Annotated in this window: 8 protein-coding genes; 2 read left to right on the forward strand and 6 right to left on the reverse strand. The window is 60.9% G+C overall.

Going from position 1 to position 13,060, the window contains the following annotated elements:
• Nucleotides 1-150 precede the first annotated feature (150 nt).
• The 5 genes from MAFF_RS27940 to MAFF_RS27955 all read right to left on the reverse strand — a co-directional run bounded on the left by MAFF_RS27940 (nucleotide 151) and on the right by MAFF_RS27955 (nucleotide 8,759).
• The gene (locus MAFF_RS27940) at nucleotides 151-843 is read right to left on the reverse strand and encodes a transposase (protein WP_010914362.1); all 693 of its coding nucleotides are present in this window, start codon (nucleotides 841-843) and stop codon (nucleotides 151-153) included.
• A gap of 40 nt (nucleotides 844-883) precedes the next feature.
• The gene (locus MAFF_RS39425) at nucleotides 884-1,525 is read right to left on the reverse strand and encodes a hypothetical protein (protein ID WP_157866101.1); all 642 of its coding nucleotides are present in this window, start codon (nucleotides 1,523-1,525) and stop codon (nucleotides 884-886) included.
• A 14-nt stretch (nucleotides 1,526-1,539) separates the two neighbouring features.
• The gene (locus MAFF_RS39810; RefSeq protein ID WP_044549432.1) at nucleotides 1,540-6,987 is read right to left on the reverse strand and encodes an RHS repeat-associated core domain-containing protein; all 5,448 of its coding nucleotides are present in this window, start codon (nucleotides 6,985-6,987) and stop codon (nucleotides 1,540-1,542) included.
• A complete protein-coding gene (locus MAFF_RS39815) occupies nucleotides 6,938-7,627 on the reverse strand; it encodes a SpvB/TcaC N-terminal domain-containing protein (RefSeq protein ID WP_048894813.1) in 690 nt (229 codons plus the stop codon). Before MAFF_RS39815 ends, MAFF_RS39810 begins: the two co-directional genes overlap by 50 nt.
• A 493-nt stretch (nucleotides 7,628-8,120) precedes the next feature.
• Nucleotides 8,121-8,759 carry a MarR family winged helix-turn-helix transcriptional regulator gene (locus MAFF_RS27955; protein ID WP_010914365.1) on the reverse strand — a complete coding sequence of 213 codons (639 nt, stop codon included), beginning with the start codon at nucleotides 8,757-8,759 and terminating at the stop codon, nucleotides 8,121-8,123.
• Between the two features lie 118 nt (nucleotides 8,760-8,877).
• Here MAFF_RS27955 and MAFF_RS27960 point away from each other — a divergent pair, with 118 nt between their 5' ends.
• Together MAFF_RS27960 and MAFF_RS27965 are read left to right on the forward strand one after the other, a co-directional pair.
• Nucleotides 8,878-10,407, forward strand: a complete 1,530-nt coding sequence (locus MAFF_RS27960; protein WP_048894814.1) for an MDR family MFS transporter — start codon at nucleotides 8,878-8,880, stop codon at nucleotides 10,405-10,407.
• Nucleotides 10,408-10,581: 174 nt separating this feature from the next.
• Nucleotides 10,582-11,601, forward strand: coding sequence for an NADP-dependent oxidoreductase (locus MAFF_RS27965; protein ID WP_010914367.1), 1,020 nt, complete (start codon nucleotides 10,582-10,584; stop codon nucleotides 11,599-11,601).
• A 39-nt stretch (nucleotides 11,602-11,640) separates the two neighbouring features.
• Here MAFF_RS27965 and MAFF_RS27970 read toward each other — a convergent pair whose 3' ends face one another.
• Complete coding sequence (locus MAFF_RS27970; RefSeq protein ID WP_044549434.1) at nucleotides 11,641-12,963, reverse strand: MFS transporter; 1,323 nt, start codon at nucleotides 12,961-12,963, stop codon at nucleotides 11,641-11,643.
• Nucleotides 12,964-13,060 lie beyond the last annotated feature (97 nt).

The raw sequence follows: 13,060 nt of genomic DNA on the forward strand, positions 1-13,060 counted from the left end.
CCAGCCATGGTTGCAAGCGCGCCCATCAATCCAATTGCATTTCGAGTAGATTGTCTTGATCAGAAACACTCGGTTTTGTGGAATCATCTGTAACGTGCGCAGAAGACGTAGCCTCATTTGTCCTTTTCGACGAATTACGGTGACAGTGCACTAATTTTGCCCCGCCGGCCCCGCTTCCCTGGATTTTGCGGCTCTTCCGGTTTGCCCGGCAATCCGACTAAGAAACGCCTCGCCGCCCGCCGGTCGGCCAATGCTCTCGGCTTTGCGTAGAGCGTCGAAGGCCGCGACATCCGTCTCGATCAGGTCGAACAGCCCGCTCGATGATGGCAGACGGTCCCGCATTGGCTGCGGATCGGCAACGCCATCGGGCTCGCCCGTCAGATGCGCCCGAGCGCTTGACCAGGGCCAATCGGCCGCCTGCTTCACCAGCTCTGCACGCACCGGATTCAGTCCGACATAACGCACCGCCGACAGGAGGTGGTCCTCGTCCATTGCGACGGCGCCGAAGCGGCCTTGCCAGAAATGTCCGGTTTTCTTTTGCCGCGCATGGATGATGCCGGCATAGGCGCGGTGCACCTTGGCGAGCGCGCGGCGCAGGCCATCGGCGTCGGCCGGCGTCAAGATCGGGTGCACATGGTTCGGCATAAGGCACCACGCCCAGATGCCGACATTGGCAGCGCGGCAATGCTCGACCAGCAGGATCTTGTAGAGCGCGTAGTCCTCGGTCGTGAAAAACACCTTGGCGCGCCCGTTACCGCGCTGTGTCACGTGGTGAGGCAGACCAGGGACGACGATACGAGCAAGGCCGGGCCATGCGGTCAGTCTACTCGCGGCGATAGCCAAGCAAACAGGGTAAAAAGTGCACTGTCACCGTAGGTCGCTGTCAGGGCAATCGACAAATATTTGATCTCAGATACTCTACTTGAGCAGCTAAGAATTCGGGCCAATTTGTGGAATCTATGGTCCGGACCCACGAACAAGCAGTTTCACGACCATGAACCTGTTCAGCCAAGCAAAAATATGCAGCGTTTCGCCAAGCGCCACAAAGGTCGCCATTATCCTCCATCGTAGCTAGCGCTGATGACCAGGTGAACCATCTTGCAATCCATTGACCGACTTTCCCATTAAGGTCGGCTAGACATTGTGTGATGAACATCTCCAGGTCTTCTTCGTTACTTACCAAGAACGCCCCCCGACTTCTGGCAGAAAAATCGCCTTCAATTGCACTGAAAGATGCCCCCAGAAAGATTTTTAAAGGCTGTGCAGATTCCAAGTAGGCATCATTATACCAAGAGACAAGGCCCTCGTAAAACTTAGAAAATTTCTTCCATTTTATAATGACAATTGCCGAGCAATCGAAATGTCCATATCGCCGATCAGCATTGATGTCGATGTCAATGGTAAAATCAGTCATATTTTTTTCGCTCGCAACAGTTAATTTATCACGACCTAAATCGAATAGTCGTAATCCGACCCGATCTCGAATCGCTTTAGCAGCAGTTTTTTTAATGAATTTTGATTCCATTTTATTATATTCGCTCACGGATATGGCGTAGTGTTTATTTTACCTGACCCCGTATCTACGCTCGTTTTAGTCGTGGTGATACTGTCGGCCTGTTTACCTACAGCGATGCCGGGCTGGAAGCCCGCCTCTTCAATAGCTTTTTTGCCGAAGGGAATAGCTGTCCCATCTTTTATCGCCGCCATCACCGCTTTCTGCCTGCTATTCAATTCTCCCATATTGGCCTTAGCTTCGTCGACGCTCAAGACACGATTTTTTGCATCGAATACTACCGCGTCTATCTTCGCCCAGGCCTTGGTTTTGGGGTCGCGGAATGAAACTTGTGTCACTGGCGTCTTGCCAGTTCGATCTGCAAGCGCCTGCGACGCTATCTTTTCAGCCCTCCAGGCGTTCACTCGATTTGTCGCTAGGGTCTGCCGCTTCGCAGTAAGCCTTTGCTGCTCAGCTATATCCCTTGCGATGAATGCACTGCCGATTGCCATCGCTAATGGATTTGGGTTTATCTGGTATACCTGGATATTGCTCCGGTCTTGGTAGAAATCACCGACGACTCCGAAGTACCCATGGGGCTGGCCAACTTGCAGCTCAACGTGAGTGCCTTCGTCGTCGAGCGGAGGTCCGCCATTGCTTGGCCACTCGTCGCCATGCCCATTCTGATCACTGTTGTTGACCGGATCGTTCTGCGCATACGCGTACCGGTTGGTCCCAACACCAGGCAGCGTCGGATCCCAATCGTCCGGCGAAATAAACCGCCCCAACACCGGATCCATGTACCGAGCATTGAGATACAGCAGTCCGGTCTCGGCATCGAAGCGTTCGCCGATGTAGCCCTTCTGCGTCTGGAAGCCGGTGTTGAGCTGCTCGCCGTAGGTGGCGTAGGTGGTTCCCTCAACCACGGCGCCAGACATGTCGGTGACCAGCCGCACCGAGGCCAGATGCTCGCGGTGCAGGAAGTATTTGGTCGTGCCGACCACCTTGATGTCGGGATGAGGGTAGCGCGTGTAGATCTCCGCACCCGGCGTCGCCGGATTGATCTCGACATCGGCGTCGGGATAGAGCGTCGTGGCGAAGCTTGAGGTCTTCTTCGCGCGTGATCCGTCCGGTCCATAGGCAAGGTTGACGGTGTTGGAGGCAAGGCTGACCGTCTTCAGCCGGTTGGCCTCGTCCCAGGACAGCGTGCGGCTGCCGTCCGAGGTGAGATTGCCATTGGCATCATAGGCCATCGCATTGGCGCCGACGCTGATGGGCGCGTGCGGACGAGCTGCGCTCGCCGAGGGATAGACATAGCTGCCGGGGACACGCGTGCGCGAGAGCATGTTGTCGTTGGCGGCATAGATGAAGCTCTCGCTCAAGCTGGTGTTGCCCAGATTGGTGCTCGAGGTCAGCCGGTCGGCATTGTCATAGACATAGGTCCAGCTGTCGGAGGCGGTAAGCCCCGTGGTGCCGGTGATGCGGCCAAGATTGTCACGCGCATATTGCTCGTCGAGGAGAACGGTCGCGCCCTTCGAGGTGGTGATGCGCGTCACCCAGCGGCGGGTCGGCGAATAGGTGAAGGACGTCTTCACCCCATTGGCGTAGGTGATCTCCTTGGTCTGGCCATCGGCCTCGTAAATGGTCGAGGTGATGTAGCCGGGAGCCGAGTAGAGCTTGTTGCCGGCGGTGTATTGCAAGGGGTTGGTCCAGGTGCCGAACCACAGATCGCCCGGCTGGTAATTCTTCAGGATGGTCTGGCCGGACCTGTCGTGGATATCGACCGTGGTGTGCGTCAGGCCGGCAATGGTCATGTCATGCCGGCCAAGCTTGCCAAGCCCGTCATAATTGTAGCTGTGCGTCGCCGTCGCATTGGTCGAGGTGGTGAGCTGGCCGATGTTGTACCAATAGCTTGGAGCCGCCTGGTCATAGGTGTTCTGGGTGAGCACAACCGGGCTGCCGCCAGGAGCGGTTGCGGTCTTCAGCGTCAGCCGGTCCATCTGGTCGTAGCTGAGATTGGTGACCGTGCCCCTGGCGTCGGTCTGGCTGACCAGCCGGTTGCCGGCATCGTAGGTGTAGGTCCAGGTGCCGAGATCGGGATCCGACGCCGACAGCCGGTTGCCCACCATGTCGTAGGTGTAGGTCCAGGTCGAGCCGCTGGTGTCGGTAAGGCCGACCAGCCGGCCCAGCACGTCGAAGGTGCGGGTTTGCGCAAGCTGAAGACCGGCGAAGTCACGAACCACGCCCGCGACATCGCCACGCGTCGACCATGCCGTCCGGGTCTGATGGCCGAGCTCGTCGGTCATTGTCGTGCCATGCAGTCGCGGAGTGGTGGTGGGCGCGGTGGCGAGATCGTTGAGATAGCTGCGTTGGCTGCCATCCGGATTGACGGTCTTGGTCAGCCGGTCGGCCCAGTCGTAGCTGTTGGTGGTCCACTGCGCGGTCTCGCCGACGAAGCGGGTGAAATCCGTGCGCAAGACATTGCCGCGCGGATCATAGTCGGTGTCGGCAATGCGCCTTGGCCCGGCCGCTGTCTCTCCGGGCGTTTCCACGTGGTAGACCCGGCCAAGCCCGTCATACCAAGAGATGGTAAAATCCTCCCCCGCGCCATTGGGGAGCGGCGTGTATCTGATCAGCGCTTGCGCCCCGGGATTGCCCTCGCTGACAAACTGGTTCCTGACATAGGCGCCGGTGACGCTCTGCGAGGCCTGGTAGAGACGGCAGAACGGATCGTAGGCAAAGGTCTTCACCAGGCCGTTGATGTCGGTCCTCGTCGCCGGCAGGCCGCAGACTGGATTGTAGGTGGCCGTCGAAACGAAGCGCGTGTCGGCGGTCTGGCCGCCGGTGGCAAAATACTTCGGCACCCGCTCGGTTACGGGGTAGAGATGATAGGTGGCGTCATAATCCCATTCGGTCCTGTGGCCGAGGCCGTTGATGGCCGAGATCTTGTTGCCGTAGCTGTCATAGGTAAAATACTGGCTGATCGTCTTGGTCAGGGCGGGGTCGGTAAAGATCTGCACCCAGGTCAGATTGCCCTTGACCGGCACCCCCCAGACGGCGGTGCTGCCGTCATAGTAAGTGTATTTGTAGCCGACATAAGGATCCGTGGCAGCGAGACCGGCATGGGTGCGCTCGGCAATCGGGGCCGAGACGATGTAGGCCGAGGTGTTGGGCGAGAAGAAGCGCTCGGTCCAGGTCTCGTCGCCGCTGGCGTCAGTGCGGCCATAATCCTTGAGGCTGACGACATTGTTGTAGGCATCGAAGCCGCGCTCGACCCGGAGCGTGCGCGTGACGTTCTCGGTCAGCGTCGTATCGGTTGCCGTGTTCTGCACCGTGTAAGGCTTGCTCGCCGTGTTGACGGCATAGGTCTCGGCGACCTGCTTGTGCACGACACCCGCGCCATCCTTCCACACCGTCAGCGACGGCAGGCCATAGCTGGCCAGATCCTGGCGATAGGTGGTCGTCACCGTCGAGGGCGCCGTCTCGCCATTGGCCATCGGCCTGGTCTCGACGATCGAGGCAAAACCCAAAAACTTGCGCGCCGCCGGGTCGTATTTGCCGCCGGCATACTGATAGGTGCTCACCGCCGTCTGGCCACGGCCGTCGCTCACCGACAGCTTCGTCACCGCATGCACCACTTGCGGCAGGTAGTTGTTCGTCCAGGTCGACGACGGCAAGTACTCCACCGCGACCGTGCCGCCGAGCTCCGTGGTGATCTGCTTCAACAGGTTCGGATTGCCCGTGCCCGCGTTCGAGATAAGGTTCGGGAAGTCTGGCAGGCCATCGCCATTGAAGTCGCCGATGGTTGTTCCTGAACTTATTGAAGTAGGCAACGTGAACTCTATTGGCGTCATCGTGGTCGAGGACGGTCGCAGAGAGAATATCTTCACAGGGCCGGATGTCGGCGGCGAACCGATCCCGCCACCGGTGATGGTGACGACGTCGGCCTTGCCATCGTTGTCGAAGTCTCGAAGGACTCCGGTTGTTCCCGAAAGAGACGACACGGAAAGGCTTTTGAAGCCGATACCGGTCGAGAGCCATACTCCGGCACTGAGATTCAATCCGTCGTAGCGGACGATATCTGTTGCCCCGTCGCCGTTGACGTCCGCTAGAACGCAAGTCCCAGAGCCCGAATATTGGGTCGAAGGGCATGTGATAGAAAATGACGCACCGCTACTTTGCCAAACACCACCGGAAAATATTCCTTTCGTTACGGTTCCCCCGCTACCCCGAATGAGAGGCTGCTGTCGGCCGTTGCCGAGGAAATCTCCGACGCCGATCCCGCTGGCGCCGACCGTATCCACTCCGTCACCATTCGGATCTGCGACAAAAGCCGGGGCTGATGGAGAAGTGCTTAAATTGGTACCAGCCGGAAACGCGCTACAGATAGTCTGATAGCTGCTTGGCGGCGTCGATGCACAGCTGGACGCGGTCATGGCCAGCTGTAAATCCGTCACAAGAATATAGGCTGATGGAGAATACCGTATTATCGGATTACCGTCGCGGGTGGTGCCGATCGATTGCCTGCCGTCACTATAGTATGCAAAATCCATAGTGTTTTTGTCCGAGATAAAACTCCCGGGGACTGTCAGATAGTAGGGTGGTGTCTCTGGGTTTTGTGCCGCAGAAGTTATCTCGGATTTTGTTCTAATAAATATCGACTTGGTATCAATCCGTATGCCGTTCAAGTTAAATTTTATAATCTGATTATACGTTCTTGTAGTTGTTGTCGTTTCTCCTTCGCGTCCACCGGACCTCTGGTCCGTAGCCTCTGAATAGTCGCCAAAAATCTCGTCTCGTCCGTCAAAGTCGAGATCGCCAACCTCTCTCGGTGCTTCAGTTTTTCGCTGGCCCCAAATGAGAGGCTGGCCGCCTATATCCGATGCAACCGTCGAATACACCCCATCGGTGTTCTGATAGGTCATCTGACCGAGCACCTTCGATGTCCCGCCGGTGATGGTGCCGTCGGCGGTGCCGGTGGCGTCGGTACCGTAGCGGGTGACCTGGGTGAGGCGTGAGGCGTTGGAGAACGGCGCCTGGTCGTAGGTGAGCTTGTAGGCGCTGCGCACTGCGCCATTGACAATGACGCCGATCGTCTTGATGCGCCGGCTGGTCTCGGAGATGTCGCGGCCATTGCCCATCAGGATCATGTCCGGACGGGTCTCCAGATAGAATTTTACCACCGTGCCGTTATAGCTGACACTGTCAGGGTAGCAGACCGGGCTTGCGGGGCAGGTATAGTTGTAGTTGACCGTGTTGCCGTTGGTGTCGGTGACGGAGGTGAGCAGCCAGCGGTAGCTGTAGGCCAGATCATAGGCGGGCGTGCCGGCCGCCGGAGTGAGGTTGGCAACGGCCGCCACCGAGCGGAAGGTCGACACGGTGCCGTCCCTGTCCGTCACCTTCCATTCATTGGTGGCGCTGTTCAGCGCGATGCGGCGGTAGCTCTCATTCTCCGTCGCATACGTGCCGCCGGTCGCGCAGGAGGGCGACGCCATGCCGGCAAACGCAGGCCACCATCGCCTGGCCATCGAGCAGATAGATGTCGTTGGCGTCATAGGCCGGCATGCCATAGCCCGGTGTTGCCCGTTCGATGACGTCAAAACCATCGAGACCCCAAGCATAGCCCAGCCAGCCCTGATAGAGGCCGCCGAGCTTGGTCTTGCGCGACGAATTGTAGTTGAGCGCGATCTGCGGCTCGATGCCGTGGAAGGCGGGCACGTCGATGCCGATCGAATAGCCGAGATTGCCATTGCCGGCTGCCTTGGGCAGGTCCACCTTCGGCGTGCCGATCGCTTCGGGGTCGCCGCTGTCTGTCGTCGCGGCTGCTGCCGCCATTGCCTGCGCCGCCGGCTCCTCGGGTGCGGCCTCTGCGTCAGTGGTCTTGGCCGCCTTGCCGGCTGCCTTCGTGGTCTTGGTGTCGGCGGCCTTGGTGCCGTCGGTGGTGCTGGTGTCGTCGGCGGCCTTGGCGTCGGCCGGGTTGGCGCCGACCTTGGCCGCCGCATCGGGACTGCCGGATGAACCATCTCCGGTTGTCTGTACTGACGATGAACTCGATGGGCTGCCCGCGGCCTGTCCGCCGGCTCCCAGCGCTGCTCCGCCATTGCCGTAGCCGGCAGCAGAATTTCCGGCGGTCATGGGAGAGCTTTGGCTCTCCTGTGCAAGTGCTGCCATTCCTGCACTTCGGCTAATATAAGAGACAGCAGAAATATCCGCGCCGACGACACTTGCGGCAAGCACTGCCGCGCCAACAAGCAACCGTTTCATGAGACCCCCGAGCCAAGTTGCTTATCGTTACGCACCTTTCATTTGGCCGATACGACACGCCCTAGTCACAAGGCCAATATCCACAGACTTATTTTCGGAACAGAAAAAAGAACACTGTGCAGACTCAGTGAATGTTCGACGGATCGAGCATCCTTCGAATGATGCGATCCATCGCGCTGCATAGCCGGCATAGAAAGGCGGCGGAGAATTCATGGTGGCGGGCGCTGCATTTGTCATCCGCCAAGGGTGGGCACGGACAACTCTTCGCCAGCTCTATCGCCTTCGACGGCAATGATCCATGCGCGCGCCTGTCGTGCGCTTCGTCGGTTCGTGTAAGCTCCGGCTGGCGATCGAGCCCGGCAGCCTACACCGGCTCAGCCTCGTCCATCATCTGCTTCACCGCATCCGCCGACCTGCGCATGCTCGCTTCGTCCGTGGCCCAGCCGGCGAAGCGTTCCAGCAGGCGAGCGAACGTCACCAGCTCCTGCTCGTCCCATTGCGCCAGGGACTCGGCGAAAATCCGCCATTTGGTCTGGCGCACCGCCGTCACCAGGCGCTCGCCCCTGGCGGTGAGCCTGAGGCAAATGCGGCGGGCATCGAGTTGCGATGCGACGCGCAAGGCGTAGCCGCGCTCGACGATATCGGCCGAGATGCGGCTGGCACGGGACGGGTCGATCCCGAGGCGCTCGGCGATGTTGCCGACCGTCACCTCGTCCTGCGGCGTGTCGCCGACGGCCGGATTGTGCGCAATGGCGATGATCACATCGAGATGGCTCACTTCCAGCGAAGGGTCGATACGGGCCAGGATCAAACGACCGAAGTCCCGTCGCTGGATGGAGCGGCGCACCTTGTTCAACACAGCATCGATGGCGGCGACGGCATCGGCCGCTGCTTCGGACAGGCCATTGCTGCGCGCCAGATCGGCGAGATCCTGATCGCCATGCGTCTTGGACAGGGGGGAAAATCGGTCGGGCTTGTCCGGCCTGGTATCGTCGCTGCTCATGTCACAGCGCGCTAGCAAAAATATATGTCGGTGTCAATTGCATGCTGATAGCATATATTTGATATTGACATATATCTGCTGCGGGCACATAAACCGCCCCCGAACGTCGGAGACACCCATGAGCATTGACTCGACCCTCCCGGATGCGCCGCCCGCAGAGTCCGGGGCCAAGCCCGACATCACGACGCTGGTCGTCTATTCCGGCGCGCTGATCGCCATGTTCATGGCCACCATCGACATGCAGATCGTCGTCACCGCCTTGCCGACCATTGCCGGCGAACTCGGCAATTTGCATCTGTTCGGCTGGGTCGGCGCCGCCTATCTGCTGTCGACCGCCGCCGTCGCGCCGTTCTACGGCAAACTTGGCGACATGTATGGCCGCAAGAATGTGGTGCTGACGGCGATCGCCTTGTTCCTGCTGGGCTCGCTGGTCTGCGGCATGGCCTGGTCGATGGAAAGCCTGATCGCGGCGCGTGTCCTGCAAGGCATCGGCGGCGGCGGCCTGATGGTCTCGGCCTTTGCCATGATCGGCGAACTGTTCGGGCCGCGCGACCGCGCCAAATACCAGGGCTACAGCTCGGCGGTGTTCGCGCTGTCGTCGGTCCTCGGCCCGTTGGCCGGCGGCTATATCACCAGCCTGTTCGGCTGGCGCTGGGTGTTTTTGGTCAACCTGCCGATTGGCATCGTCGTGCTGGCGATCCTGGCGTTCGCCATGCGCAGCCGGTTCAACGAGAAGAGGCACAGCATCGACTATCTGGGCGGCTTGCTGCTGGCCATCGGCACCACCGCAATCGTCTATTGGGGCTATCATCTGCTCGACCCCGCCGGACCGGACCTGCTCACCTTCGCGCTGCCGGTCGTCGCGCTGGCGGCAATCGCCTCGTTCATCCTGGTCGAGCGGCGGGCCGAAGAGCCGATCGTGCCCTTGCGGCTGTTCGGCTCCTCGACGGTGCGCATCGTCTCGGGCGTGTCGGTGGTCGCCGGGTCTGTGACGCTTGGCATGTTCTTCTATTTCGCGCTCTACATGCAGACGTTGACCGGGCTCAGTCCGGCCGAAGTCGGCTTCCTGTTCCTGCCGGCTTCCTTGACCTCGATGGTCATCTCGATCGTGGCCGGGCGGGTGATTGCCGCGACCGGCCGCTACAAATGGATGCCGGTGGTGGCGATGGGTATTGGCGGGCTGTTGATGATAGGTTTTGTCTTCATCAATTCGCACACGCCGATCTGGGTTCTGGCGGTGATGATGGGCCTGTTCGGCATCAGCATGGGCCTGCAGTTCCAGGTGCTGATCGTGGCGATCCAGGCCGCAGCACCCCTGCAGGACATCGGCGCGGTGACGTCGCTGATCACCCAGGCGCGCACGATCGGCGCATCGCTGGGGCTGGCGCTGAACGGCGCGGTGATGACCTGGGCCCTGAACCGGCAGACTTCGGAGCTTCCCGCCGATGCCGCCGCCCTGCTGCCGGATGGCCTGACCGGGCTGAACCCGCATCTGGCGTCAAGCCTGCCGGCCGCGATCCGCGACGTGGTGCTCGCCCACTATTCGAGTGGTTTCAACGTGATGTTCATCTGGGTGGCGGCGCTTTACTTCGTTGCCATGGCGCTGACGCTTCTGCTGGAGGATATCCAGATCCCGAAGCGGGGCTGAGCCGAGCATCCCCGGTGGTGACTTTACCGTCTCCAACCATGCGGTCGCAGTTGGTGAATCCGACGAAGACCTTTGCATTCAGACGACAGTATAAGGGGTCGACGCCGCACGAGAATCCCGGCCTTTTAGCGCCACCGGTTCTTCGCGTGGAACGTTGTTCGAAGGGAGCAGCCAATGTCGACTGAGACGAACATTCGCATCGTGCTTGCGGCGCGACCGCAAGGCCGGCCGAAGCCGAGCGATTTCCGCATCGAGTCCGTTGGGATCGCCGAACCGGGCGAAGGCGAACTGTTGCTGCAGATCCTCTATCTGTCGCTAGACCCCTATATGCGCGGCCGCATGAACGCCACCAAATCCTATGCCAAGCCGGTCGAGATCGACGGCGTGATGGAGGGCGGCACCGTTGCGCGCGTCGTCAAATCCCGCCATGCCGGCTTCGCCGAGGGCGATATCGTGCTGTCGCACTCGGGATGGCAGGGCTTCGCCCTGTCCGACGGTGTCGGGTTGCGCAAGCTCGATCCCGCGGCGGCACCCGTCACCACCGCACTCGGCGTGCTGGGCATGCCGGGCTTTACCGCCTATGCCGGCCTGCTCACAATCGGGCAGCCAAAGGCCGGCGAGACGGTGGTCGTGGCGGCGGCCAGCGGGGCGGTCGGCTCGGCTGTCGGCCAGATCGCACGCATCAAGGGCGCGCGCGCCGTTGGCATCGCTGGCGGCGCCGACAAATGCGCCTTCGTGCGGCGGGAGCTCGGTTTCGATGCGGTCGTCGACCACCGGGCCGACAATTTCGCCGAGCAGTTAAAGGCGGCCTGTCCCGATGGCATCGACGTCTATTTCGAGAATGTCGGCGGTCCTGTCTGGGATGCGGTGTTTCCGCTGCTCAACGAGTTCGCGCGTGTGCCTGTCTGCGGGCTGATCGCACAATACAACACCGTCGCGGCTTCCGCCGACGACCGGCTGCCGACGCTGATGCAACAAGTGCTCCACCGCAGCCTGACGATCAGGGGCTTCATCCAGCGCGAATTTGTCGACCAGCGCCCCGCCTTTTATCGTGACATGGCCGGGTGGATCGCGTCCGGCCAGGTCCGCTACAGGGAAGATATAGTGGATGGTCTGGAGAACGCGCCGCAGGCTTTCATGGGCCTTCTCGAAGGCAAGAACTTCGGCAAACTCATCGTGCGGGTGGCGCAATAACTGCGTCTCGCCACCACCCGCAATCGCGAACTGGACGGATCAGTCGGGCTGACGGTCCGCGGCCGGACGGCGCCCGTCGATCCACAGGGCAAGCAACGTGCAGGCAGCGCCCGACAGCAGATAGGCGCCGGCGGCGATGAGGCCGAAATTGCCGGCGAGCAGCAGAGCTGCGAGTGGCGCGAAGCCGGCGCCGAACATCCACGCCAGATCCGAGGTGATCGCCGAGCCGGTATAGCGATACTGCCGCGAAAAGCTCGAGGCGACGACGCCCGACGATTGCCCGAAGCTCAGCCCCAGCAGGATGAAGCCCAGCACCATGAACAGTGCCTCGCCGACGGCGCCGCCATCCAGAAGCTGCGGGGCGAAGCCGCTGAAGGTCGCGATGGCGATCGCCGAACCGCCGAGCAGCGCGCGGCGTCCGACGCGATCGGCCAGTGGCCCCGATGCGACGATGGCCGCAATGCCGAACAACGCGCTCACCGCCTCGATCATCAGGAAGCGTGCCGGCCCTTCATTGGTGAACAGGAACACCCAGGAAAGCGGAAACACCGTCACCATGTGGAACAGCGCGAAACTCGCCAGCGGCGCGAAAGCGCCGATGACGACGTTGTGGCCCTCGGCCCGGATCGTGTCCCTGATGCGCGTCGGCTGCAGGTCGCCGCTCTCGTACAATTTCGAGAATTCAGGCGTGACGACAATGCGCAGTCTGGCGAACAGGGCCACGACATTGATGGCGAAGGCAACGAAGAAGGGATAGCGCCAGCCCCAGGAGAAGAAGTCGTCGGCCGATAGATTGGCGACGAAGAAGGCGAAGAGGGAGCTTGCCACGATGAGGCCGATCGGCGCGCCCAGCTGCGGGATCATGGCATAGAAGCCGCGCCGGTTCTGCGGCGCATTCAGCGCCAGCAGCGAAGGCAGTCCGTCCCATGTTCCGCCGAGCGCCAGCCCCTGGCCGATGCGGGCAAGCGCCAAAAGCCAAACCGCGACCGCGCCGATGTCGCCATAGGCCGGCAGAAATGCGATGGCGACGGTCGATGTGCCGAGCAGGAACAGCGCGATCGTCAGTTTCGCGCCGCGGCCATAGGCGCGGTCGATCGCCATGAACAGCACGGAGCCGAACGGGCGCGCGACGAAGGCCAGCGCGAAGATGCAGAAGGAATACAGCGTTCCAACAAGCGGATCGTGCGTCGGAAACACCAGCTTGGGAAACACGATGACGGAGGCGATCGCATAGACGAAGAAGTCGAAGAATTCCGACGTCCTGCCCACGATCACGCCGACCGCGATATCGCCCGCGCTGACCTGGCCATGATGCGAGCCGATCAGCTCGCTGTTCGTTTCGGCAGTCGAAGTCTGAGCCATCTTATCCGTCGCCACCGCGTGGAATGAACTGTCCGGAACCCAACTCTGGGGATTCCCCAAGTGTTCCATTGTGCGGTGCACACTGCGCCAAAGCCAT

The sequence above is a fragment of the Mesorhizobium japonicum MAFF 303099 genome, assembly GCF_000009625.1.
Lineage (GTDB): Bacteria > Pseudomonadota > Alphaproteobacteria > Rhizobiales > Rhizobiaceae > Mesorhizobium > Mesorhizobium japonicum.

Excerpts from the sequence above, each read along its gene's own strand:
- MAFF_RS27965 (WP_010914367.1), top strand. The coding sequence starts at position 10,582 with ATGTCGACTGAGACGAACATTCGCATCGTGCTTGCGGCGCGACCGCAA.
- MAFF_RS39815 (WP_048894813.1), bottom strand. The coding sequence starts at position 7,627 with ATGACCGCCGGAAATTCTGCTGCCGGCTACGGCAATGGCGGAGCAGCG.
- MAFF_RS27960 (WP_048894814.1), top strand. The coding sequence starts at position 8,878 with ATGAGCATTGACTCGACCCTCCCGGATGCGCCGCCCGCAGAGTCCGGG.
- MAFF_RS27970 (WP_044549434.1), bottom strand. The coding sequence starts at position 12,963 with ATGGCTCAGACTTCGACTGCCGAAACGAACAGCGAGCTGATCGGCTCG.
- MAFF_RS27955 (WP_010914365.1), bottom strand. The coding sequence starts at position 8,759 with ATGAGCAGCGACGATACCAGGCCGGACAAGCCCGACCGATTTTCCCCC.
- MAFF_RS39425 (WP_157866101.1), bottom strand. The coding sequence starts at position 1,525 with ATGGAATCAAAATTCATTAAAAAAACTGCTGCTAAAGCGATTCGAGAT.
- MAFF_RS39810 (WP_044549432.1), bottom strand. The coding sequence starts at position 6,987 with ATGGCGTCGCCCTCCTGCGCGACCGGCGGCACGTATGCGACGGAGAAT.